General features: G+C 43.3%; 21 protein-coding genes and 1 other RNA gene. 13 read left to right on the top strand and 9 right to left on the bottom strand.

The genetic code is table 11. From position 1 onward, the window contains the following. Nucleotides 1–13: 13 nt before the first annotated feature. The gene (locus tag GLO7428_RS05055) at nt 14–202 is read right to left on the bottom strand and encodes a hypothetical protein (RefSeq protein ID WP_015187483.1); all 189 of its coding nucleotides are present in this window, start codon (nt 200–202) and stop codon (nt 14–16) included. Nucleotides 203–556: 354 nt separating this feature from the next. Here GLO7428_RS05055 and gyrA point away from each other — a divergent pair, with 354 nt between their 5' ends. Both gyrA and lnt read left to right on the top strand, forming a co-directional pair. Beyond that, entirely contained in the window at nt 557–3,139 is a 2,583-nt protein-coding gene (gyrA, locus tag GLO7428_RS05060) for a DNA topoisomerase (ATP-hydrolyzing) subunit A (protein WP_015187484.1), read from the top strand. A gap of 109 nt (nt 3,140–3,248) precedes the next feature. Beyond that, nucleotides 3,249–4,751 carry an apolipoprotein N-acyltransferase gene (lnt, locus tag GLO7428_RS05065; RefSeq protein WP_041918913.1) on the top strand — a complete coding sequence of 501 codons (1,503 nt, stop codon included), beginning with the start codon at nt 3,249–3,251 and terminating at the stop codon, nt 4,749–4,751. A 67-nt stretch (nt 4,752–4,818) separates the two neighbouring features. On the opposite strand, the gene GLO7428_RS05070 is transcribed toward lnt, so the two are convergent. From GLO7428_RS05070 to GLO7428_RS05080, 3 genes are all read right to left on the bottom strand, one after another. Then, nucleotides 4,819–5,712 (bottom strand): alpha/beta fold hydrolase, encoded by an 894-nt coding sequence (locus GLO7428_RS05070; protein WP_015187486.1) that lies wholly within the window; start codon nt 5,710–5,712, stop codon nt 4,819–4,821. 4 nt (nt 5,713–5,716) lie between these two features. After that, nucleotides 5,717–6,880 carry a formate-dependent phosphoribosylglycinamide formyltransferase gene (gene purT, locus GLO7428_RS05075; RefSeq protein WP_015187487.1) on the bottom strand — a complete coding sequence of 388 codons (1,164 nt, stop codon included), beginning with the start codon at nt 6,878–6,880 and terminating at the stop codon, nt 5,717–5,719. Nucleotides 6,881–6,973: 93 nt separating this feature from the next. Then, nucleotides 6,974–7,456 carry a pentapeptide repeat-containing protein gene (locus GLO7428_RS05080; protein WP_015187488.1) on the bottom strand — a complete coding sequence of 161 codons (483 nt, stop codon included), beginning with the start codon at nt 7,454–7,456 and terminating at the stop codon, nt 6,974–6,976. A 248-nt stretch (nt 7,457–7,704) separates the two neighbouring features. Here GLO7428_RS05080 and GLO7428_RS05085 point away from each other — a divergent pair, with 248 nt between their 5' ends. Then, a complete protein-coding gene (locus tag GLO7428_RS05085) occupies nt 7,705–10,635 on the top strand; it encodes a zinc-dependent metalloprotease (RefSeq protein ID WP_015187489.1) in 2,931 nt (976 codons plus the stop codon). A 67-nt stretch (nt 10,636–10,702) separates the two neighbouring features. Next, a complete protein-coding gene (locus GLO7428_RS05090; protein ID WP_015187490.1) occupies nt 10,703–11,977 on the top strand; it encodes an MFS transporter in 1,275 nt (424 codons plus the stop codon). A 97-nt stretch (nt 11,978–12,074) separates the two neighbouring features. Here GLO7428_RS05090 and panB read toward each other — a convergent pair whose 3' ends face one another. After that, nucleotides 12,075–12,848, bottom strand: coding sequence for a 3-methyl-2-oxobutanoate hydroxymethyltransferase (gene panB, locus GLO7428_RS05095; RefSeq protein ID WP_015187491.1), 774 nt, complete (start codon nt 12,846–12,848; stop codon nt 12,075–12,077). 383 nt (nt 12,849–13,231) lie between these two features. Between panB and GLO7428_RS05100 the strand changes: the two genes are divergently transcribed. From GLO7428_RS05100 to GLO7428_RS05115, 4 genes are all read left to right on the top strand, one after another. Next, on the top strand, nt 13,232–14,662 hold the full coding sequence (locus GLO7428_RS05100; protein WP_015187492.1) for a form I ribulose bisphosphate carboxylase large subunit: 1,431 nt from the start codon (nt 13,232–13,234) through the stop codon (nt 14,660–14,662). A 90-nt stretch (nt 14,663–14,752) separates the two neighbouring features. Continuing rightward, nucleotides 14,753–15,154, top strand: a complete 402-nt coding sequence (locus GLO7428_RS05105) for a chaperonin family protein RbcX (protein ID WP_015187493.1) — start codon at nt 14,753–14,755, stop codon at nt 15,152–15,154. Nucleotides 15,155–15,232: 78 nt separating this feature from the next. Beyond that, the gene (locus GLO7428_RS05110) at nt 15,233–15,580 is read left to right on the top strand and encodes a ribulose bisphosphate carboxylase small subunit (RefSeq protein WP_015187494.1); all 348 of its coding nucleotides are present in this window, start codon (nt 15,233–15,235) and stop codon (nt 15,578–15,580) included. A gap of 549 nt (nt 15,581–16,129) precedes the next feature. Next, nucleotides 16,130–17,518, top strand: a complete 1,389-nt coding sequence (locus GLO7428_RS05115) for a ribulose bisphosphate carboxylase small subunit (RefSeq protein WP_015187495.1) — start codon at nt 16,130–16,132, stop codon at nt 17,516–17,518. A 9-nt stretch (nt 17,519–17,527) separates the two neighbouring features. On the opposite strand, the gene GLO7428_RS05120 is transcribed toward GLO7428_RS05115, so the two are convergent. Then, complete coding sequence (locus GLO7428_RS05120) at nt 17,528–18,085, bottom strand: 2'-5' RNA ligase family protein (protein ID WP_015187496.1); 558 nt, start codon at nt 18,083–18,085, stop codon at nt 17,528–17,530. 57 nt (nt 18,086–18,142) lie between these two features. On the opposite strand from GLO7428_RS05120, the gene GLO7428_RS05125 reads away from it, so the two are divergent. The 5 genes from GLO7428_RS05125 to queF all read left to right on the top strand — a co-directional run bounded on the left by GLO7428_RS05125 (nt 18,143) and on the right by queF (nt 20,128). Continuing rightward, a complete protein-coding gene (locus GLO7428_RS05125; RefSeq protein ID WP_015187497.1) occupies nt 18,143–18,409 on the top strand; it encodes a YciI family protein in 267 nt (88 codons plus the stop codon). Nucleotides 18,410–18,548: 139 nt separating this feature from the next. After that, nucleotides 18,549–18,645, top strand: an RNA gene (gene ffs / locus GLO7428_RS26470) — signal recognition particle sRNA small type. A gap of 25 nt (nt 18,646–18,670) precedes the next feature. Further along, nucleotides 18,671–19,048, top strand: a complete 378-nt coding sequence (locus GLO7428_RS05130; RefSeq protein WP_015187498.1) for a phasin family protein — start codon at nt 18,671–18,673, stop codon at nt 19,046–19,048. A 167-nt stretch (nt 19,049–19,215) separates the two neighbouring features. After that, entirely contained in the window at nt 19,216–19,611 is a 396-nt protein-coding gene (locus GLO7428_RS05135) for a hypothetical protein (RefSeq protein WP_015187499.1), read from the top strand. Between the two features lie 22 nt (nt 19,612–19,633). Continuing rightward, entirely contained in the window at nt 19,634–20,128 is a 495-nt protein-coding gene (gene queF, locus GLO7428_RS05140; RefSeq protein ID WP_081588098.1) for a preQ(1) synthase, read from the top strand. 18 nt (nt 20,129–20,146) lie between these two features. Here queF and GLO7428_RS05145 read toward each other — a convergent pair whose 3' ends face one another. The 3 genes from GLO7428_RS05145 to GLO7428_RS05155 form a co-directional block, all read right to left on the bottom strand. Continuing rightward, the gene (locus GLO7428_RS05145) at nt 20,147–21,535 is read right to left on the bottom strand and encodes a cytochrome c biogenesis protein (protein ID WP_015187501.1); all 1,389 of its coding nucleotides are present in this window, start codon (nt 21,533–21,535) and stop codon (nt 20,147–20,149) included. 18 nt (nt 21,536–21,553) lie between these two features. Continuing rightward, a complete protein-coding gene (locus tag GLO7428_RS05150; RefSeq protein WP_015187502.1) occupies nt 21,554–22,294 on the bottom strand; it encodes a cytochrome c biogenesis protein CcdA in 741 nt (246 codons plus the stop codon). A gap of 63 nt (nt 22,295–22,357) precedes the next feature. Beyond that, nucleotides 22,358–23,524 (bottom strand): FtsW/RodA/SpoVE family cell cycle protein, encoded by a 1,167-nt coding sequence (locus tag GLO7428_RS05155; protein WP_015187503.1) that lies wholly within the window; start codon nt 23,522–23,524, stop codon nt 22,358–22,360. Nucleotide 23,525: the final 1 nt, after the last annotated feature.

Below are 23,525 nucleotides of genomic sequence, written 5' to 3' on the forward strand. Positions count from 1 at the left end.
TCAAATTGTATCCTTACTCATCGCGCTTCCAGTCGCTTCTGTCTTCCATCGAGTCATCAATTGTAGGTGGAGTCATCGCCGGATTATTCATCACTTCTTCCGTAGATAACTGCTGCATAGCATCATCTATTGCTGGCGGATGCTTAATTTTGTCTAGGACTTCGGGTGATAAAACGTCTTCTGGTCGTTCGTTTTCTGCCATGAGAATTTTCTGAATTTACACACGCCTCAGTTTAGATTGCTCGGCTGGAAAGCACACACTATCTTCAGACTTAAATTTTTAGTTTGTGAATTCATGACATTGCATAAGTGCGATCGCGAACGAACTTGCGCCTAAGCAAACGTCGTACTTTTAGTGCGCGATCGTCAACTTTGCTCATGTAGCCCGAACTTTAGTCGTAGGGCTTTAAGTAATGAGTTACCACTCCCCCAGCAGCAGGGAAAATATGCTAGAATTGTATCACTATTTAACAAATATTCAGCAGTAAATTGGAATAATTTGGCGTTTTTCCATTTTAACGACTGATAATCTCAGATTTTTGGAGTTTTTCACCGTATGACAAGCTCTCAGGATAGGATTATCCCGACTGATCTGCGTAATGAGATGTCGCGGTCTTACCTAGAATATGCGATGAGCGTTATTGTAGGTCGAGCGCTGCCAGATGCCAGGGATGGTCTGAAACCTGTGCATCGTCGCATCCTCTATGCAATGCACGAATTGGGCTTAACCGCAGACCGCCCTTTTCGGAAATGCGCCCGTGTCGTGGGGGAAGTTTTAGGTAAATATCACCCGCATGGTGATGGTTCGGTGTATGACGCACTCGTGCGCATGGCACAGGATTTTTCCATGCGATTACCTCTGATTAATGGGCATGGAAATTTTGGTTCTGTAGACAACGATCCACCAGCAGCAATGCGATACACCGAGTGTCGCTTGCAAGCATTTACAGGTGATGCGCTGCTACGAGATATTGAATCAGAAACAGTAGACTTTACCGATAACTTTGACGGTTCGCAACAAGAACCGATTGTATTACCCGCACGCGTTCCGCAACTTCTCCTGAATGGGGCTTCTGGAATCGCTGTTGGAATGGCGACGAATATTCCACCGCACAATCTAGGTGAGTTGATTGATGGATTGGTAGCGCTGATTCGCAATCCTGAAATTACAGATAACCAATTAATGCAATACATTCCTGGTCCTGATTTTCCCACAGGAGGACAGGTATTAGGAACAAGTGGCATTCGCGAAGCTTATACAACTGGGCGTGGTTCTATTACCATGCGTGGTGTAGCGAATATTGAAACAATCGAACAACGCGGACGCCCCGAACGCGAAGCAATTATCATTACTGAACTGCCGTATCAAACGAACAAAGCCGCGTTAATCGAACGGATCGCGGAAATGGTAAATGAAAAGCGGCTAGAAGGTATTGCGGATATTCGCGATGAAAGCGATCGCGACGGTATGCGGATAGTCATTGAACTTAAAAACAATGCTTATCCTCGTGTTGTTCTCAATAACTTATACAAGCAAACGCCTTTACAAGCCAACTTTGGAGCCAATATGCTGGCTCTTGTCAATGGCGAACCGCAATTACTAACGCTCAAACAGTTCCTTAATGTCTTCTTAGACTTTCGCATCGATGCAATAAGCCGGAGAACGCGCTACGAACTGCGCAAAGCCGAGGAACGCGATCACCTGTTGCAAGGATTATTAATTGCCTTAGCCAACTTAGACGGAATTATTGAATTAATTCGTCATGCTGCTGATGCACCAACAGCGCGTCACGAACTTATTGAAAGATACGGTTTATCCGATGCTCAAGCAGATGCTATTTTGCAAATGCAACTGCGGCGACTGACAGCGCTAGAAGCCGAGAAAATTCGTCAAGAACATGAAGAATTACAACTTCAGATTGCCGATTTGCGCGACATTTTAGCACGACGCGAACGTGTCTTAGAAATTATTGAAACTGAAGTTACTCAAATTAAAACAACGCACGCGACACCGCGCCGGACAGTCATTGAACCGGATGAAGGTGAAATCGGCGATACTGACTTAATTGCGAACGAGAAAGCTTTAATTCTGGTGACAGAACAAGGTTACATCAAGCGAATGCCCATTGATGCTTTCGAGGCGCAAAGTCGAGCAACTCGCGGGAAAGCTGCAACGCGGATGAAAGAAGACGACGGAATTGAGCATTTCTTGACGTGCTGCGATCACGATAGTGTTTTATTCTTTAGCGATCGCGGTGTTGTTTATTGCCTCAAAGCTTACCAAATTCCGCTTGGTTCGCGGACAAGTCGCGGTACTCCGATGGTGCAGATGCTACCAATTCCTAAAGATGAAAAAATTACCTCCGTTGTCCCAGTCAGCGAATTTAGTAGTGATGAATACCTCGTCATGCTGACGCGTGGAGGCTACATCAAAAAAACCGAACTCAGCGCCTTCAGTAATATTCGAGCAAACGGCTTAATTGCCATCTCATTAGAAGAAGGCGATCAATTGCGTTGGGTACGACGGGCGCGTGTCGAAGATAGCATCATTATCGGTTCGCGCTACGGCATGGCGATTCATTTTAGAACCGACCACGAACAATTACGTCCGCTTGGTCGCGCAACACGCGGCGTGAGAGCTATGAAACTGCGTGACGGCGACGAACTCATCGGCATGGATATTCTGCCGAGTTCAGTCTTAGCAAACCTTAATAGTAGCGTTACCGCTGATGCTGAAGCAGACGACGATGACGAAACCGAAGAAAACTCAGAATTGCTCGAAAACAACACTCAAGGACCGTGGGTGTTAATTGTAACGATGGGCGGCTACGGTAAGCGCGTACCTGTCACGCAGTTTAAATTGTACAATCGGGCAACTAAAGGCAAGATTGCGACCAAATTTAAATCCCGTAAAGGCTTTAAAGATCAACTTGCGGCATTACATATTGTCAACGAAAATGATGAACTGATGATAGTGACAAGTCGCGGGATCATCATTCGTCAAGCAGTGAAAGCCATATCACCGCAATCGCGTTCGGCTACTGGCGTGCGCGTTCAGCGTTTAGATGAAGATGATGCGATCGCCGCTGTTGCTTTAGTTCCACCTGATGTTAGCGACGCAGCTGAAACAGAAAATTAAGAGCTAACAAATCAGCAAAATGCCGATTGTTAAAACAAAATTGAGTAAACAACACCAGAGGTGGACATTACCCGCCTTTGGTTTTCTTGCTTTATCTAGCGGTATTTTAATGGGGTTAACCGTCGCCCCTGTCGAAGCATGGTTTCTAGCGTGGATTGCGTTAGTTCCCTTGTGGGTAATCGTTGCATCTTCCACACCACAAAAAACCAAATTACTCTCAGCTTTGCTGTGGGGAATTGGGTATCACGGTGTCGCTTTAGCTTGGATTACCGGCGTTCACCCGATGATGTGGATGGGAGTACCTTGGCTTGCTAGTATTGCGATCGCGCTGTTTTGCTGGGTTGCGATTACGCTGTGGGGCGCAGTCTTAGTAACGGCTTGGGCTGTCTGCATGACTATTTTTAGTCGAGGTGTGGGAACATTCACCCGCGTTCTCATTGGTGTTGCGTTGTGGTGTGGTTTAGAGAGTTTATGGAGCTTAGGACCTTTATACTGGACTTCACTTTCTTACACTCAAAGCCCCCATAACTTAATTATTCTCCATCTCGGTCAAATTTCTGGCTCCCTCACCGTCACAGCTGCAATTGTTGCCGTAAATGGTTTACTTGCAGAAGCATGGATGAGATATGAGAGGTCGGAGGTTGGAGGTCGGAGGTCGGGGAAGAATACAATTACACTACGACTTTTTGCTAGTAGCTGCCTACTTTTTGTGGCGTTGCATCTCGTTGGCTTTGGTTTATATAGCCGTCCGTTGGTACAGCCCCCAGAAACTGCTTTAAGAGTAGGAATTATTCAAGGTAATATCCCCAATACAATTAAACTTTATTCTGAAGGCTTGCGGCGGGCGATCGCGGGTTACACTGAAGGCTACATCACGCTAGCCGAACAAGGCGTTGAAGCAGTACTCACACCCGAAGGGGCTTTACCCTTTATGTGGAGTGAAGTGCTGCGTACTTCTCTCTACACTGCTGTACAAGAAAAAGGCGTTACCGCGTGGATTGGTGCATTTGGCGAACAAGGACAAAATTACACCAATAGCTTATTTACTCTGACTGGAGATGGCACAGTCCTCAGTCGTTACGACAAAGTTAAATTAGTACCAATTGGCGAGTATATTCCGTTTGAACAGGTTTTAGGCGGACTCGTTCGGCGCTTGTCTCCACTAGAAGCTAAGCTGGTACCAGGTGCGCCCGATCAAGTATTTGATACACCCTTTGGACGTGCGATCGCGGTTATCTGTTACAGTTCTGCATTTCCTGAACAAGTACGCTACCAAGCCGCAGCAGGCGGACAATTTATCCTCAGTGCAGCAAACAACGCGCACTACAGCCCTTCAATGCCAGCACAACATCATGCCCAAGATACCATGCGCGCCATCGAAACTGATCGGTGGGCAGTACGCGCGACAAACACAGGCTACTCAGGTATCGTCGATCCCCACGGTAGAACAGTGTGGATATCTAATTTAAACACTTACGAACTACACGCCGAAACAATCTATCGACGCACCACACAAACTTTATACGTCCGCTGGGGAGACTGGCTCACACCCTTACTTTTAGGATTAGCAGTAATATCTAAATTAATCTTCCTTCAAGCCAGCCAAAAATAAATCCTCTTTCTTCTTTCCTTACTCTTTGTGTCGACTCTGCGGGAAGGCTACGCCAATGTGGTTCGTACTAATTCAAATCTTGAATATAACCAGCTAAAACCTCCGGCTGTTCTAATTGTGGAACATGACCGCAATTTTTCAACCAAATTAATTGAGAATCTGCGATCGCCCGTTGAAACTTCGTTGCATCATTCACACTCAAAGTATCATCGCGATCGCCCCATAAAATGAGTGTTGGTTTATTAATTTTAGGAATCTTATCTGCTAAATGACCGTATCCACCACTTTTCATAAAACTCAGCATTGCCTCATACCAATAAGGCATATCTAAATGTAACGATGCACACCGGATAGCATCAATTAATTGAGAGGGATTAAAGTTATCCCAAAAGAGAGCTTGAAGTTTACGCTGTCGCCAATATTCTACTGCTAAATAATCAAAGGGTGGAAACAAGAATTTACCAACTGGAAAATCACCGCTAAAGCCTACGCTATTAATTAATATTAATTTCTCTACTGCTTGCGGATAATCAAGCACGAAATCAATAGCTGTAGCACCTCCCATCGAAGTCCCAATCAGTATTAATGGTCGATTAATTAATTTCCAAAAGCTATAAAGATGAGCTTTAATTGACGCTGGATTATAATCAATTCCTCTAATCCTTTCAGTAAAACCAAATCCTAATAAATCAACTCCCCAAGTTTCATATTTCTTAGCCAGCAATGGTAGAAGATAGCGAAATTCTAGTACTGAACTATCAAATCCATGCAGAAGTAAAATAGGCTTACCCGTACCTTGACGTACATAAGCTGTTGCGATCGCTTCGGGCGCTGCGCTACGCCTAATCGCCTGTTGACTCAACGAAGTGACAATCAACTCACGCTTGATACTTTGCGCTAAAACAATTGCTGCATCTTCCTTAAGCAACTGTACTTGAGGTGGTAGAAAGGCGGGAAACATACCTTTAGACAACTTTAACTTGGCTAGCAGCTTTTATTGCTTTTGCTCTGGCTACTTTTACCGTATCACCTTTAGCCAGTGCAACTCCCATGCGTCGCCCTGGGCGTGCATCTGGCTTGCCAAATAAACGCAAGTCAACGTCTTTTTCTGCTAAAGCATCAGCAACACCAGCATAATAAATTTTATCAGCATATTCATGGGCTAAAATGACTGCACTTGCTGAAGGTGCTAATAAATCAATTTGTGGTATTGGTAATCCTAAAACAGCCCGAAGATGTAACTCAAACTCATTGAGATTTTGCGAAATTAGTGTCACCATGCCTGTATCATGCGGTCTAGGTGAAAGTTCTGAGAAAATTACCTCATCTTTTGTTACAAAAAACTCAACTCCAAAAATTCCCGCACCACCCAAAGCATCAGTTACTTTTTGCGCGATCGCTTGGGCTTCAGTTAACAATTTATCGGTTATTTCAGCAGGTTGCCAAGACTCTTGATAATCTCCATTTTCTTGCCGATGTCCAATTGCAGGACAAAAAATTGTTGGTGCATTCCACTGCTTAATTGTTAAGAGAGTAATCTCAGTTTCAAAGGAAATAAATTCTTCGACAATAACTTTTTGGCTATCACCTCTAGAGTTTTTTATAGCATAGTCCCAAGCTGTTTTGACTTCATCAGCTTGATAAACAACTGACTGACCTTTTCCTGACGAAGACATGATAGGTTTAACAACATTGGGAAAGCCAATAGCTTGAGAAGATTCAACTAACTCGTCTAAACTAGCTGCATAAGCATATTTAGCAGTACGAATACCCAATTGGTTGTGCGCTAATTCGCGAATGCGATCGCGGTTCATTGTAAAGTTTGTCGCCTTCGCTGTTGGGATGACAGTTATTCCCCGCTGTTCAAATTCAAGTAACTTTTCAGTTCTAATTGCTTCAATTTCAGGAATAATAAAACCTGGCTGATGTTTTTGAACAACAGCTTCTAAGTCATCACCATTCAACATTGAGATCACTTCACATTCATCCGCTACCTGCATCGCTGGTGCATTTGCATAACGATCGACCGCAACAATATAATTACCCAAACGTTGCGCTGCAATGACAAATTCTTTACCTAATTCCCCTGAACCAAGTAATAAAAACTTTCGTGGAAGTGTTAAATTCATATTAAGGCTTCTATCTTAAACTTTTTATTGTCTTTTTAACAATATCTTTGTGTCCTACCCTACGGGAAGGCTACGCTTACGTGGTTCGTTATTTTAATTAAATCGAGCAGCGCGTAATATTAAATTTTCTCGCTGAATCTTCGTCAATCCAATACCCTCACCAAAAACACAATTTTCGACTTTAGCACCCCGCCAAATCGTTTCATTTAATGTTGCGCCTGTCAAATTAGCATTTCTCAAATCTGCGTTTGTCAAATTAGCAAATATCAAATCAGCATTAATAAGACTAGTCCCTTGTAAATTTGCTTCAGACAAATCGCCACGAATCAAATTACTACCATCCAAAATCAAATTTGATAAGTCTGCGCCTTGAAGCTGAGGAAATTTTACGCGACTAGGATTGTGTAAAAAGCGCATAACACAAAGTATGTTTACCTCATTTAAGCGCATTTGTGTTAAGAAATCAGCATAACGTGCTAAACCAAGCTGCTGAAGTTGTAGTAAGCGTTGACAACGGCTTTCTTGGAGAAACTGTTTGCACGTATCGTAAAGATCTTGAGTCGCAAAGTTCAACATTGTGCTAAAAACAATTAATTTTGTGCATAACTTTCCAATATCCTGCTGAGTTAAGTGCAAAAGTAAGATATGACCGTTAACAAAAAAGCTATTTCTGGGAATGATACACAATAGCAAGCTTGGCTTAAAGGCTAAAGCCGATGCTAACCCAGAATAGCCGAAGTGCTGGGGCTGGTGGGGGAGATTTAGGAATCAATTGCACCGCTATATAAATTAAACGCTCAGAAACCAGTGAAGGGATTGGTGGAATGAAGAGGCTACCATTATACGTTGTTTTATTACAAAGTTTATTATTTGTTGGAATTAAACCAGCGATCGCAGGGATCGCGTCTATACCTCCACTGTCGCAGTCAACCGAAATCCAAGCAGAAGATAACCCCTTACAAAAACTACCACCAGGAGTATGGGTACTTCAAGACGACAAACCACAGCGTCAACCGTTTGTTTGGGTTGTCGAGGATGTCAAAGCAACACGACAGCCATTTTTACAACCTGTTAAAGACGAAAAGAAACCGAATATTCCAGAACACATAGCAACAAAAAATACAACCAAGCAAGCTGACTTACAACCGTTTCACGAAGTCGTCAAAGATACGACAAAAGTCGAAGGGTTATATACGCTTTATACACAAAAAGATACAGGTAAAATCTATCTAGAAATCAAGCCGCAGCAGTTAAATAAAAATTTCTTAGGCACGATTACGATGGAATCGGGTATCGGCGAACGTGGAATTTATAGCGGAATGCCGTTACAAGACTTTCTCTTTTACTTCCGTCGCGTCAATAATAATTTGCATTTTGTGGTGCGTAATGTCAACTTTCGCACGCGGCCTGGAGATCCGCAAGCGCGATCGCTAGCACGTTCGTTTAGTGATTCCGTACTTTACGCTTTACCTATCAAAAGCATTCATCCCCAACGCCAAACAATTCTTGTCGATTTAGGCGATCTCCTCTTAAGCGATGTTCCAGGATTATCATCACAGTTGTCAGCAATGCTGTCAGTTCCTTATCAACTCGATAGCAAGAAATCACACTTTGGTGGTGCGAAAGCCTTTCCCTTAAACGTTGAAATCGAGTCCGTTTATGGTTTTTCGTCTAGCAACAGCACAAATCCTGCTAACTTATCGACAATCCCTGATAGCCGTGCTTTAACTTTGCGCGTCCGCTATAGTCTTTCTGAATTACCAAAAAATAGCAATTACCGTCCGCGTTTAGCTGACGAACGTGTCGGTTATTTTATTACAGCTTATCAAGACTTTTCCAGCGACGACCGTAGCGATCCTTTTGTGCGTTATATCAATCGCTGGGATCTTGAAAAGCAAGATCCTAATGCACCGTTGTCACCACCCAAAAAGCCAATTGTCTTCTGGATTGAAAATGCGGTTCCATTAGAGTATCGCGAGGCGATTAAAGAAGGCGTTTTGATGTGGAATCAAGCATTTGAAAAAGCAGGATTTAAAGACGCAATTCAAGTCAAGCAAATGCCTAACGATGCTAAGTGGGACCCTGCTGATGTTCGCTATAACACAATTCGTTGGATTAATACCGTCGATGGCTTTTTTGCGTTAGGTCCATCCCGTGTTAACCCTTTAACCGGAGAAATCTTAGATGCTGATATTTTAGTCGATGCTAGCTTTGTCCGCCGACTGAAGCACGAATACCGCAACTTAATTCAACAGCACCAAACACAACCAACATCATTACTATCACACATGATGGGGGCTGGAGGTAATCTCTGTACGAATGAGCTACGTCAACCTGAATCACAACCGAGTTTAGCAAGTGTTGTTGGTATTGCGAGTCCGGTTCCTTCGCGTTTGTCACCGTTATCGCAAATGGCAATCGAATACGATTTGTGTTATGGAATTGAAGCGGTGAATCAGTTTGCGATCGGTTCGCTAGCGCTATCTTTATTTCAAAATACGTCGCCTAACAGCGACCAGATGCAAGAGTATATTCATCAGTATCTACGTTTGGTTATTGCGCACGAAGTAGGACACACTTTAGGTTTAAGACACAATTTTCGGGGTAGCACATTATTGCAACCAGAAGAGTTGAACAATACAACTGTTACCCAAATTAGAGGTTTGACAACCTCAGTCATGGATTACATTCCACCGAATTTAGCGCCGCAAGGAATGCAGCAAGGTGATTATTTTCCTGCGGTTGTTGGTCCTTACGATATTTGGGCGATTCAATATGGATATACACCAACAAATGCTGCACACCCGATCGCCGAAAAGCCATTTTTAGACGAAATCGCGCGGCGTTCCGCACAACCAGAACTCGCCTACGCTACCGATGAAGATTTATTTGACCTCGATCCTGAAGTCAATGCTTGGGATAACAGTAATGATGTACTGCGTTACTCGCAGTGGCAATTAGAAAACTCGCGGGTAATGTGGGATCGCTTACACAAGCGTTATCCAAAAACAGGAGAAAGTTACGCAAAATTAAGCGAATTATTTGATGCAGTGTTCTTACACTATCTTCGCCATACGTATTACACCACAAAGTATATCGGAGGACAATCGTTTTCGCGCAATCATGCAGGAGATCCCAATGGAAGGCTACCGTTTGAACCTGTACCAGTAGAAAAACAGCGACAGGCATTAGCAACTTTAGAAAAATATATCTTTGCAGCAGATGCGTTTAATTTTCCGCCTGATTTGCTTAATAAATTAGCACCGTCGCGCTGGCGACATTGGGGTAGTGATGTAATGCTAGGTCGTCTTGATTACCCGATTCATGACAGCATTAACATGATGCAAAGCATGGTACTTAAGGAATTACTTTCAGGCGATCGCTTAGTACGGTTGCGCGATATCGAACTGAAAAGTCAACCTGGAACCGCATTAACACTACCGGAGTTATTTGATACGCTACAAAATGACATCTGGACAGAAGTTATCCACCCAGACAGACGCAGTGAGATTAACAGTCTACGTCGGGCTTTACAACGCGAACATCTCAAGATTTTAACCGCAATGGTGTTACGCAATTCTTCTGTACCCGAAGACGCACGAACGCTTGCATGGTATAAACTACGGCAACTCCGCAGTCACCTCAGTCGCACATTATCGCGCTCGAGTAAGTTTGATGAATATACAAAAGCCCATTTAGAAGAAACACGCGATCGCATCGAAAAAACGCTCAATGCTCAAATTCAATCGCGATAGCTAGATATGGCAGAGAAAGCAGAGGAGTTAAGAAAATTCTATAAACTCATCATTAGCAACTAGCCACATGACTTATCTGCCATCTTTGCTTCAACCATCAAATCGCCAAGTTTGGTTTCAGGCGATCGGTCGATTACTTTACCAAACAGGTTATGGATTAATTCAGTTTTACATCCCGCTGATATTTGTTAAGCAAGTGGGCTTATCTGCAACCGCAGTCGGGATTGGTATCGGTAGCGGTTCGCTTGCAGGTGTTTTAGGACATTTCTTGGGAGGCTACTTAGCTGATTCGCAATATGGTCGCAAAAAAACACTGTTAGTTTCTGCTATCCTATCGATCCTTGCTGCGTTTGTTTTAGTGTTCACTCATAATTTACCGCTGTTGATTGTTGCGAACTTGATTATGGGTTTGAGTGCGGGGTGTTATTGGACTGCGGCTGATGCAGCAGTGATTGATGTTACAACGTCAGAACAGCGTCATCATGCCTTTGCAATTTTAGTTTTGGCAGATAGTCTTGGTAGTGGATTAGGTGTTTTCAGCGGCGGATTACTGCTCAGTCTTATTCATCGCATTGAAGCACTTTTTGTGTTGAGTGGATTACTGTTTCTGGGTTTTTTAGTTTTAATTCAAGTTGCGATCGTTGAAACACGGCGAGGTAGTCCAGATCGTGCCAATACGCTGCAAGGATTTGCTGTTGCTTTCAAAGACCAAGCCTTGAGATTATTTGTTGTTGTTAACGTCTTATTTACGACTTATGTTGCTTTGGTAAGTAGTACCTTACCTTTATACTTCACGAACACAAGTTCGCATCTATCAAGTACAACGGAATCTACACAAGCTTCACTCGCTAGTATTGCTAATCTATTTACGTGGTGTTACGTCGGTTTAGGTGCGGTACTACAGTTGCCAATTGTCCAAATTCTTGGCTCGTTGTCAAAAGTTAGAGTTTTGATGATTTCAATGCTGCTATGGGGAACAGGGTTTTTCTTTGTTTGGGCGACTGGAATTGATTCATCAGTACAATTTGCTCTGATGATTGCTGTGTTGAGTATCTTGTCGATTGCTTCTGTCGTTTATAAGCCCTTTGCTCCTGCAATTATTGCCGAGTTAGCACCTCCATCTTTACGCGGAGTTTACCTTGCGATTAGCTACCAATGTTGGTCTATTGGTTATTTTATTGGTCCTATTCTCGGTGGTTGGGCAATGGATCAGCCGCAAAATGTAGCGCATTATTCCTGGTTAGTGGTTTCCTTCAGTACGATGTGTGGAATGTTCATTTTGTATTTTCTTGACCGGCGTAAAAATTCTGCGATCGCATCTGCGGAAGTCGTTGGCGAATAAGTTCGCTGCTAGCAAAACAAAGCCCACCTGCGTGGGCTGATTGGCCTAGTGTGCGCAGGCACACTTCGTTTACCTAGCCCCGACTGAAGTCGTAGGGCTATTCAGGAAATTTACGATCGCGTACTTCGGTTGCGAAACTTTGGACGGCTTGCACGATCGCTTCACTTAAGTTTGTGTATGACTTTGCAAATGGTGGTTGTCTTTCAGATAGCCCTAGGACATCTGCTGTTACTAAAACTTGTCCATCGCATTTTGATCCTGCACCAATACCGATTGTGGGAATTGTCAGCTTTTGGCTAATTTGGGCGGCTAGATCGTGGGGAATATGTTCTAAGACAATACTAAATGCTCCTGCTTGTTCGAGGGCGATCGCTTCTTGTAATATTCGTTCTCCGGCTTCTGGTGTTTTACCTTGTTGCCGTAAACCAAGTTGGCGTATCGATTGCGGTGTTAACCCAACATGACCCATGACCGGAATTCCGGCTTGCACTAGGTAAGCAACTGTTGCTGTCATTGCCGGATATCCGCCTTCTAACTTTACCGCATGAGCGCCTGTCTCTTTTAAAACTCGTCCAGCGTTCCGTAATGCTTGCTGCGGGCTTTCTTGATACGTTAAAAATGGCAGATCGACTACTATCAACGCTTGTTTAACACCGCGCCGTACAGCTTTGGCATGGTGCAACATTTCTTCAAGTGTCAATGGCAGTGTTGTTTCGTAGCCGAGAATAACGGATAAAGAATCGCCTACTAAAATAATATCTATCCCTACACTATCCAATAGGTGTGCGATCGCATAATCCCATGCTGTCAGCGCTACAATCGCCCTTCCCTGTTTTTTCCATTGAATTAGTTGTTGGATAGTTACTGCCATGTCCGTTTTTTACTGCTTAACGCCACTAAAATCAACGAATAGCGTAGCGTTAGCAACAATCTAACATAATGTTTAGTTTTGTTAAGCTTCCTTTCTTTTTATTTACTGCTCGACTCGACTACAACAGCGCTTTACCCTACTGTACAGATTTATTAATGTCAGTTTTTCTTGAATTTAATGTTTTTTTCAGGATTACTGCAATTGTAGTCTTTACTACATTCTTTAAATTATATCACAAAAATTAATAATTCGTAAGATTTATAAAGTTTAATTATCAAACAATACAGCAGATTTAAATCTTAACTTATCGAATCCTTGGTATAGTTTTCCTAAGAAGCTTGCCGCTTGGCAAGTGGAAGTGAGTGACTTCTTGGGAAGAAAATATGTCTTACGCTCAAACAAAGACTCAGACAAAGACTGGGTATCAGGCAGGGGTTAAAGATTATCGCTTAACGTACTACACCCCAGATTACACACCTAAAGATACGGATGTTTTAGCGGCATTCCGCGTCACTCCTCAGCCTGGAGTTCCTCCAGAGGAAGCAGGAGCCGCTGTAGCTGCTGAGTCCTCTACAGGTACATGGACAACAGTATGGACGGACTTGTTAACCGACCTCGATCGCTACAAAGGTCGTTGCTACGATATTGAACCCGTTCCAGGTGAAGACAATCAGTATATCTGTTACGTTGCTTACCCATTGGATCTGTTTGAGGAAGGCTCCGTTACCAATATGTTGACCTCGATTGTAGGTAACGTATTTGGGTTTAAAGCACTACGTGCATTACGTTTGGAAGATTTGCGGATTCCTGTCGCTTACTTAAAGACCTTCCAAGGACCTCCCCACGGTATTCAAGTAGAACGCGACAAACTGAACAAGTACGGTCGTCCTTTGCTTGGTTGTACAATCAAACCGAAGCTTGGTCTATCGGCTAAAAACTACGGTCGTGCAGTTTATGAGTGCTTGCGCGGTGGTCTAGACTTCACCAAAGACGACGAAAACATCAACTCGCAGCCATTCATGCGCTGGCGCGATCGCTTCTTGTTCGTAGCAGAAGCGATTCATAAAGCCCAAGCCGAAACAGGTGAAATTAAAGGACACTACCTCAACGTCACCGCTCCCACTTGCGAAGAAATGATGAAGCGGGCTGAGTTCGCAAAAGAACTAGAAATGCCGATCATCATGCACGACTATCTAACAGGTGGTTTCACTGCAAATACAACACTGGCGCGTTGGTGCCGTGATAATGGCGTTTTGCTACACATTCACCGCGCGATGCACGCGGTAATTGACCGTCAAAAGAATCACGGTATGCACTTCCGCGTATTAGCAAAATGCTTGCGGATGTCTGGTGGCGACCACTTACACTCAGGAACTGTCGTTGGTAAGCTTGAGGGCGAACGCGGCATCACAATGGGCTTCGTTGACCTGATGCGCGAGAACTACGTTGAGCAAGACCGCGATCGCGGAATTTTCTTCACTCAAGACTGGGCTTCGATGCCTGGTGTTATGCCTGTAGCATCTGGTGGTATCCACATTTGGCATATGCCAGCGCTTGTAGAAATCTTCGGTGACGATTCCTGCTTACAATTCGGTGGCGGAACCTTAGGACATCCTTGGGGTAACGCACCTGGTGCAACGGCTAACCGTGTTGCATTAGAAGCTTGTATTCAAGCGCGTAACGAAGGTCGCAGTTTAGCACGTGAAGGTAACGACGTTATTCGCGAAGCTGCGAAGTGGAGTCCTGAACTTGCAGTTGCTTGCGAACTGTGGAAGGAAATCAAGTTCGAGTTCGAGGCAATGGATACACTCTAATAATTTGAGATGGCAGATTTTGAATTTTAGATTAATCTAAAATCTAAATTCCAAATCCAAAATCTTAAATTCCTCCGGCTGGGGTCAAGCATGGATTTAAAACGAATTGCGAAAGACACAGCGAAGACGCTCTCTAGCTACCTGACTTATCAGGCGATGAGAACGGTACTAGCTCAGATTAGCGAAACTAATCCGCCACTGGCACTTTGGTTGCATCGCTTTTCCGCGAAAGAAGTTATTCAAGACGGAGAAGCATACATTCACAAGTTGTTTCAAGAGAAGCCTGATTTAGCTCTGCGGATTATGGTTGTCAGAGAACACATTGCGCAAGAAGTTGTAGACTTTCTGCCTGAAATAGTTCTTAGTGACATTCAACAAGCAAATATGGAGCATCGCCGTCAGCACTTAGAGCGAATTACGCAGCTAGAATCTAACCCCAGCCACGAGCAACAAGCAACTACTGAGTCTAATTTGGATAATCCATCCAGTTAGCAAGACAAAGCAATTAGCAATTAGCTAAGGGCTAGTCACTTCCCCTGACGTACATCGACAAAAGCAAATTCTGAAGATATGCAAACTTTACCCAAAGAGCGTCGCTACGAAACCCTGTCTTATCTCCCACCTTTAAGCGATGCTCAAATTACAAAACAGATCCAGTACATTCTGAACCAAGGCTACATCCCAGCAGTTGAGTTCAACGAATCTTCTGAACCAGAACAACACTACTGGACATTGTGGAAATTGCCTTTGTTTGGTGCTAGAAGTACCCAAGAAGTACTCAGCGAAGTTCAAGCTTGTCGTTCAGAGTATGGCAATTGCTATATTCGTGTAGTAGGTTTTGACAACGTTAAGCAATGCCAAATCCTCAGTTTTATCGTACATAAGCCAAATCAAAATAGCTACGGCGGCAGATACTAAATTATCTTCGTTTGAGCGCAGGGGAAAGCTGTAATTAAGTCATCTATCCCCTTGAAATAAGAGGTAGAAAACCTGCCTCTTTTTTTACTGAATAGAATTTATTGCGCTTTAGAAATTGAGTATTTAGTAAAAGTTTTGAATTCACCGAAAATACTTTAAGGTGAAAATGTATTAACTGGATTTGTTTTAGAAATAACAAACTGCATGAAAAGAATTGCGAATAAAGTCGCTACTATATAAACAAAATCCACTGACCTGGTCTTACTGCTAAAAGTAAAAGTCTTGTTTTAGTGTACGAAGGTACACTTTGCTTAGGTAGCCCCGACTTCAGTCGGGACGTATCTGTGATTCATGCAGGATATCTATTGTATGAAAAATTATTTATAATGATTAGTCATTGCTACCGCTAATTTATAGAAAAATCATAATAATTTATTGTAATTATTACCAAGAAATTAAGCGAGCTAAAAACTTGGTACAAGTGTGCTTGCAACTGCCAGAAAAAATTAAGATTGTCTTAAATCCTAAATTGGGTACTATTGTAAATTCATGAGTTACTATATCTCCCCCCGCTTTCTCGATAAACTTGCTGTTCATATCACGAAAAACTTTCTCGATCTTCCAGGAATCCGCGTACCGCTGATTTTAGGTATTCATGGTCGCAAAGGTGAAGGAAAGACCTTTCAATGCGAGTTAGTTTTTGAACGCATGGGAATTGAAGTTATTCACATCTCTGGTGGAGAACTCGAAAGCCCAGACGCAGGCGATCCAGCACGACTCATTCGTTTGCGCTATCGCGAAGCTGCGGAATTAATTAAAGTGCGCGGTAAAATGGTGGCACTGATGATCAACGACCTTGATGCTGGTGCAGGAAGATTCGACGAAGGAACGCAGTATACCGTAAATACGCAGTTAGTCAACGCCACGTTGATGAATATTGCTGATAATCCTACTGATGTGCAACTTCCTGGAAGCTACGATTCAACACCATTACACCGCGTCCCAATTATCGTCACAGGCAACGATTTTTCCACATTGTACGCCCCGCTGATTCGCGAAGGGCGAATGGAAAAGTTTTATTGGGAACCGGATCGCGACGATAAAATTGGTATCGTTGGTGGAATTTTTGCAGAAGATGGACTATCGGCGCAAGAAGTGACTCAACTTGTTGATGCATTTCCCGATCAAGCGATTGACTTTTTCAGCGCCTTGCGATCGCGCGTATACGACGAACAAATTCGCCGCTTTATCCATGAAACTGGTATTGAGCGCGTATCATTACGTGTCGTAAATAGTACCGAAGGGCCACCCGTCTTTCAAAAACCAGATTTCAGGTTATCGCATTTACTTGAATCAGGAAATTTCATGGTTCAAGAACAGCAACGTGTTGAAAGTTCGCGATTAGTTCATGAATACAACCAAGCTTTGTACTACGCAAACCGCAACCCGATTAGTGCTAATCGCGGACACGCGATCGCGCCAGCAGCAAATCCAACACCTACTCCCACACAGCAACCTACTCCAGAATCCAATTCTGAACATCATACAGTTGAAAAGACAAAGAAACCCGTTGGCTTTCAATCAACACGCTACGAACCTAGCTCATTAACTCCTCCGCGCTACAATGGATTTAATACTTCAACAAACCGCCATAACGAAGTTCTCACGCGTAGAGTGGGCTTAGAAACATTAGAGCAAGTCAAAAATTTGATTGCTCAAGGGTATCATATTGGTATTGAATATGTAGATAAACGACGTTTCAGTACTGGTTCTTGGCAAAGCTGTAGCCCAGCAATTCATGGCGAATCAGAAGCTGTCATCGCTTTGGAAACGTGCTTAGATGAGCATACTGGTGACTATGTACGAATTTTTGGTGTAGATCCCAAAAATAAGCGTCGGATTATGGAGACGATTATCCAAAGACCAGATAACAATTAAGCAGTGCAGCTAGTTGTTGAAAGTCAAAGGAAAATTAGCGTGGATTGTCCACTGTTTACCGTTATGAAGTAGTAACGTTAAATCAGTTGTTGTAAACTCAAAGTACAACTTTTGGTGTTGAAATTGCATCCACGCTGCTTTGAAATTCTGCCGTGTTAAGTCGCGAAATGCAACGGTCATGTGCGGAGCAAAAGGACGTGTTTTAGAAACAGGATCGACAATTCCTATCGATTCACACTGCGCCATTAAATCAGCTTGTACAGCTAATAACTCTGGAGATTTGCGGACATTAACGTAAATTACGCGCGGCGAGAAAGCACCAAATCCATCGGGCACAATTGGTACTGGCGATCGCTGCTGGGCAAAGTTGCCAAGAAGCGTTTCTAATTGGCTAACGCGCTCAACATCCCAAAGAAACGGCGGCTGTAATGTAATATGCGGCGGCGATCGCAACGCACCCTGACTACTATAATGCTCTGCAAAATGCTGCTGAATTTCTCGAACGCGAGTTTGAATTTCCAACGGCGGCAATAAAGCAATAAAATAGCGATTGGTTATTTGAGCCAAGGATTCTGATAACCTACGAAAACTTTCTCTGTATATTATTGCTGAGGATCAACATAAATGCCTTGGTTTGTCAAGATTGAAGAAGGCATAGTCGAAAAGCCAGAGTTTGACCTGCACGTACCTGCACATAAAGCTTATGTCAAAGAATTGATTGCCAACGGACATCAAGCCCGTAGCGGCTATTGGACTCAACGCGGTGGTGGGATGATGGTGTTTCAAGCTGCATCACTTGAAGAAGCCAAAGCGATCGTTGCCAAAGATCCATTAATTCAAAACGGTTGTGTAAGCTACAAGCTCTACGAGTGGCAAGTCGTGGTTGAATAATTAAGTTAATGGATGAAAAAAAGCTGGTCATCGGTAACTGGTAATTGGTAGAAAGATTAATCAACTTTCAATTACCTATTACCCAACCAAGAATAGTACAACTTAGCAATTGCGCTTCTAAAGTGTTATCCTAGATTTAGACCTGGACCCATGCAATCATAACGCCCAAATCTTGTCAGGACCGGAAGGTAGCAGCAATACGGGATGCTTGTGATAGGCGTGGACTCCGGGTCGCCTTAGTTTAGGGAGCAAATGACTACTATGCCTGGATTTGGAGATGTAGTACAAAGAGCTTTTTATCTCGGCGTTGGGCTAGCTTCTTATGCAGGCGAGAAAGCAGGCGGGAAATTATCAGAATTGCGATCGCAAGCCCAGAAGCTAGCAGAAGAAATGGTCGCTCGTGGTGAAATGACGACAGAAGAAGCTAAGCACTTCGTCGAAGACTTGATGCAGCAAGCACAACAATCGTCTGTGAATGAGCCAAGCGCTAGCAATCAAAACAGAGAACCACGTCGCATCGAAATTTTGACTGATGACGAAACAACGACGGTGCAGCAAGACGATCAAGACGTGGAGAAGCTGCGTCAGCAAGTATTGGGACTACAAGAAGAATTACAAAGACTTAAGCGACAACAATAACATTATTCTCAGTTGAAATTCTTCATTTGTTGCATTAAGTTGCGATTGATGGAGACTTTTGTCTGTCACTACTGTTTTTAGACTATAGATCGAATAGGGCAAGCTAACTCAATTAAGTTGAGTAGCCTATCCTGTTCCTTCGCGAGTTAATGAGGACATAGCCGTTTATGGAAAAGTGGCAAAAAGATTTTTTTGAAATGCTAGAAACAGTCGCAGACGAAGTAGAACGATTCTTCCAAGGAGTTTCAGAAGTTGTTGATTCAGTATTTGAGATTTCTGAAGAAATAACTGAGCAAGTCCACTATACAATTGCTACGGAAATTGACCAGTATTTGAACGACCTAGCCGATCCGCTACTTGAAGTTTACTGGGATTTAGAAGAATTTGTCGGAGAAGCTGAACATTCTTTTCCGTATGAAGTTGAACCGAGTCTAGAAAAGAATGCTGCGTGTATCGGTTGTCGTTACTACCACGGTCAAGTGTACAGCGGAAACTTGTTAGTTTGTGCAATGCATCCTTATGGTTGGGATGACAACAATTGTCCAGATTGGGAGCAATACTAGAAATTGGCAAGAATTGTGGTTTATGAGCAACGAATCAAGTTTAGTGCAAAGTGGAACTGAAGCAAGCTTAGCTGCTGATAATGAAACTGTTGAGCAACAGAAGTATGGTGAACGTCATATTGCTGAAGGAAAACTGATTACCTTTCCTAACCCGCGTATTGGACGCTGGTACAACATTTACATTACTTTGCCAGAATTTACGTGTAAGTGTCCTTTTTCGGGTTATCCTGACTTTGCCACGATTTATATTAATTACGTTCCCAACGAGCGCGTCGTCGAGCTTAAGGCAATCAAACTTTATATTAACAGTTACCGCGATCGCTACATCTCGCATGAAGAATCAATCAACCAGATTTTAGATGATTTCGTTGCCGCGTGCGACCCTCTCGAAGTTCACATCAAGGGAGATTTCAATCCTCGCGGTAATGTACACACCGTTATCGAAGTCACTCACAAACGCGAGCAAACGCCAGCACAAAGCACCATCCTAACTCGTAAAGAGTCAGACTTGAAGTAAGGGTATTTTTGACGACCTTTAGGCACTCTGCTTGGCGATCGCACTCGCAGCATCAGAAACTACAGTCGGTCCTAACTGATCTAACACAGATAAAAACTCTCGCTCAAATGCAACATGAGCGCGGTTTGTTTTACCGCCAATATATAGTTTGCCATCTTTCTGTAGTGCCCAAATTTGTGAATGCGAGATGTAACTCATGAGTACGCCTAGCATGAGTAAGCCAAAACCCGAATAAACAAAAGGAATACCTGGATCGGCTTTGATTTGCAACCCTGTACTACCGATAACTTCATCAATCTTTAACGTTACACCATTGACCTCAACCGCCATTCCAGGACGTACAGTATTAATTAACTGCCCAGTTGTATCGTAAAGAAGTAGCATTCCTTGTAAATCTCTGGCAACAAGTGAAACTCCAGCACTTAAATCGGGTTTTGTCGGAATCCAAGTCGCCCAAAGGCGTCCTTGACCATTCGTATTCAGCCGTGCCATTGGTAGCTGTAGAATTGGACTTTTATTCAGCCGAATGCGAATCGCCGCAATTCCCCAGTCGGTTTGATAAAAAGTTACACCGCGATAGCGTAGCGGTTCATTAACAAAAATCTTTTTATGCTTAACTTCTTGTCCTTGATCGTCGATGACAGACAAATCTGAATAAAACTGGTCGATACCGCCCGTAGGTGTGTAGTCGATCCAAAATCGATTGACTCGTACAGACCAATTTTGAGGAATTTGTGGTGCTGCCCAAGGTCCTGCGTCAACTATATTGTGGACTTTAAAACTATCTCCACTCGCAACCATTTCTTGCGCCATAAAGCCTGTCATCGCACCCCAAATTGCGCCTACAAGAATCAAGATCATGCTGGCATGAACGACGATAGGTCCAACACGTCCTACAAGACCTCGGCTAGCGTAAAGCGCATCTCCTTCGCGAAAAACTTGATAGCGTTTTTCTATTAAAGGCACTAAGTTATCGACTGTGGCATGACTGAGTTCTGCACTCAACGCAAACTTACGAAACTGCTGCGGCTGTTTATAAAATTTCCAGGTTCGCGAAAACCATTTCAGCGCAGGTAATTGGCGTCTAAATGTACAAGCCGTTAAGCTTGAACCGAACAAAATCAACAGTGCTAAAAACCACCAAGTACGGTAAACATGATCTAGCCCTAAGCTTAGCAGGACTTTCCAGTTAAGAAAGCCAAATAACGCAGGATCTTCAGGATAGTTTGCTTGATAGAATGCGACAGATTGTCCTTGCTCGATAACAGTACCAGAGATACTAAAAACTGCGATCGCCAACAGCAAAATAATTGCCAAGCGCAAGTCTGTTAATACTGGTAAAAACTCACGCCGAAAAAAGCGCCGCAGCGATAACCACAAATTTAACTTGGCAGAATCTAATGACATTGACTTAAATTTAAATATTTAAATACTTCCTACGGGAATGCGCGACAATAGTGAGAAGACGCCAAAACCAACAAGTAACGCTCCACTAACTGGTGTAATCCAACCTGACCAGCGGCGCAATTCCAACAATTTCTTGATCGCAGCCGTAAAAGTTCCTGCCAAGATTAAAGGCACGACATAGCCAACGGTATAAGCAAGAAGTAACGTTGCACCAAGAATTAAATCTTGCGTTGTCGCAACCCAAGCGAGTAATGTTGCTAGAACAGGTGTGCTACAAGGCGAAGCAACAACACCAAACGTCAAACCAATCAGGTAAGAACGAAGTCCTTGGGGTAAATCTTGCGAAATCCATTCTAACCCACCGACCGATGGTAATTGTAAGGGTAACGCCTCAAGTAGATTCAGCCCCATCAAAATCGCCACGATACTAACGATAAGAGGTAGCCCAATGCCTACTTGTCCGTAAACTTGTCCTAAGAAGGCTGCGACAATACCCAAAGTTGCTAAGGTTGTTGCTAAACCTAATGCAAACCAAGTAGACATCCGCATTGCGTGCCAGCGGTTTTCGGCTTCATAGCCACCGATATAACCTACTGTAATCGGTAGCATGGAAAGCATACACGGTGTCAAGCTAGTTAACAAACCAGCCGTAAAAATTACACCAACACTCAACCAGCCAAGATGTGTCAGTTGGTCAGAGACGAGTGTATTCGCAAATTGTTCAAGTTCATACAACCGAGTTTGCCAAAGTTCGAGCATGGAGCAGATATATTGAAAGGCTGATTCTGCTTCAATTTTAACTTAGTAATGCCTGACCAAGCTTCAGCGCCCTTTATGGTTGGTACGTCCTGGTAAGATGACAACGTTGGCATCCGCGTTTTCTCTAGCAACACGGATCAGTAATCCGGCGATTGCCAAGCTTGCAATAACTGAATTACTGCCATAGCTAATAAAGGGAAGTGGTAAGCCTGTTGTTGGTAAAACTCCAGTCGCAACTCCAATATTTAGCATTGACTGTCCTACCAAAAAAATCATTGCACCAACTGCAACTAACCTGTGGACTGGGTGCCAAGCTTTGAGTGCTACGATTAACGCTAGTGTCGCATACATAAGTAATAACAGCAGCATTAATACACCACCAACAAACCCAAATTCTTCGGCAAAAACGGCAAAAATAAAGTCAGTATCTTGAATTGGTAAATAATGTAATTTTTGTTGCGACAGTCCAAACCCTGCTCCCCACGTTCCGCCTGAACCTACGGCAAGCAAACTTTGAATCAACTGATAACCAGCGCCTGCTGGATCGCTCCAAGGGTTTTGAAAAGACGTAATTCGCTTAAGTTGATATGAATTATAACTAACACTGATAACTGCCGCTAAGATACCTAGTAAAGCTGTTCCTGCTAAGTGAAGATATGGTAAACCTGCGGCTAGTGCTATTAACCATAACGCCATGCCACAGAGCGCGGTTGTACTTAAATTAGGTTGAAGAAGAATTCCTACTAAAATCAGTGCAAACACTGCTAACCAAAACAAACGCGCTTGCCAGCGAATTCTCTCCCATTGCCCGAAAAGACGAGCACTTTGTAAAATTAAGAACGGCTTAATTAACTCAGACGGTTGAATCAGAATTCCTCCAATTGACAACCAGCGCCTAACATTTAAAATTTCTTCTCCTATAAGCTGGGTTGAAAAAATTAATCCTAAAAGAAGTAACACACTCCAATGCGCAATCTTAAATACAAAGCGTAAAGGTGTATGAACAAGAACGTTAAATGCCACTAAACCAATAGCCACCCCTATCAGTTGGCGCTTGACAAAATAAAGTCCATCATTTTGTTCTACAGCAGCAACGGAATAAGACGCAGAAAATAAAATAATTAATCCGATGCACAACCACAGCAACGTTAGCCAACGCAACAGGCGGGCTTCGTTAGCCCATCCAACCACAGATTTGTCAAAGAAAGGAATTAGTTGACGGATCTGCACG

The organism is Gloeocapsa sp. PCC 7428 (genome assembly GCF_000317555.1).
Lineage (GTDB): Bacteria > Cyanobacteriota > Cyanobacteriia > Cyanobacteriales > Chroococcidiopsidaceae > Chroogloeocystis.

Bases quoted from the DNA above. Each gene is read 5' to 3' on its own strand.
- GLO7428_RS05105 (WP_015187493.1), top strand. From the start codon at position 14,753: ATGGATTTAAAACGAATTGCGAAAGACACAGCGAAGACGCTCTCTAGC.
- GLO7428_RS05070 (WP_015187486.1), bottom strand. From the start codon at position 5,712: ATGTTTCCCGCCTTTCTACCACCTCAAGTACAGTTGCTTAAGGAAGAT.
- purT (WP_015187487.1), bottom strand. From the start codon at position 6,880: ATGAATTTAACACTTCCACGAAAGTTTTTATTACTTGGTTCAGGGGAA.
- panB (WP_015187491.1), bottom strand. From the start codon at position 12,848: ATGGCAGTAACTATCCAACAACTAATTCAATGGAAAAAACAGGGAAGG.
- GLO7428_RS05055 (WP_015187483.1), bottom strand. From the start codon at position 202: ATGGCAGAAAACGAACGACCAGAAGACGTTTTATCACCCGAAGTCCTA.
- GLO7428_RS05125 (WP_015187497.1), top strand. From the start codon at position 18,143: ATGCCTTGGTTTGTCAAGATTGAAGAAGGCATAGTCGAAAAGCCAGAG.
- GLO7428_RS05080 (WP_015187488.1), bottom strand. From the start codon at position 7,456: ATGTTGAACTTTGCGACTCAAGATCTTTACGATACGTGCAAACAGTTT.
- GLO7428_RS05100 (WP_015187492.1), top strand. From the start codon at position 13,232: ATGTCTTACGCTCAAACAAAGACTCAGACAAAGACTGGGTATCAGGCA.
- GLO7428_RS05135 (WP_015187499.1), top strand. From the start codon at position 19,216: ATGGAAAAGTGGCAAAAAGATTTTTTTGAAATGCTAGAAACAGTCGCA.
- GLO7428_RS05090 (WP_015187490.1), top strand. From the start codon at position 10,703: ATGACTTATCTGCCATCTTTGCTTCAACCATCAAATCGCCAAGTTTGG.
- lnt (WP_041918913.1), top strand. From the start codon at position 3,249: ATGGGGTTAACCGTCGCCCCTGTCGAAGCATGGTTTCTAGCGTGGATT.
- GLO7428_RS05085 (WP_015187489.1), top strand. From the start codon at position 7,705: ATGAAGAGGCTACCATTATACGTTGTTTTATTACAAAGTTTATTATTT.
- GLO7428_RS05110 (WP_015187494.1), top strand. From the start codon at position 15,233: ATGCAAACTTTACCCAAAGAGCGTCGCTACGAAACCCTGTCTTATCTC.
- queF (WP_081588098.1), top strand. From the start codon at position 19,634: ATGAGCAACGAATCAAGTTTAGTGCAAAGTGGAACTGAAGCAAGCTTA.
- GLO7428_RS05150 (WP_015187502.1), bottom strand. From the start codon at position 22,294: ATGCTCGAACTTTGGCAAACTCGGTTGTATGAACTTGAACAATTTGCG.
- GLO7428_RS05130 (WP_015187498.1), top strand. From the start codon at position 18,671: ATGCCTGGATTTGGAGATGTAGTACAAAGAGCTTTTTATCTCGGCGTT.
- GLO7428_RS05145 (WP_015187501.1), bottom strand. From the start codon at position 21,535: ATGTCATTAGATTCTGCCAAGTTAAATTTGTGGTTATCGCTGCGGCGC.
- gyrA (WP_015187484.1), top strand. From the start codon at position 557: ATGACAAGCTCTCAGGATAGGATTATCCCGACTGATCTGCGTAATGAG.
- GLO7428_RS05115 (WP_015187495.1), top strand. From the start codon at position 16,130: ATGAGTTACTATATCTCCCCCCGCTTTCTCGATAAACTTGCTGTTCAT.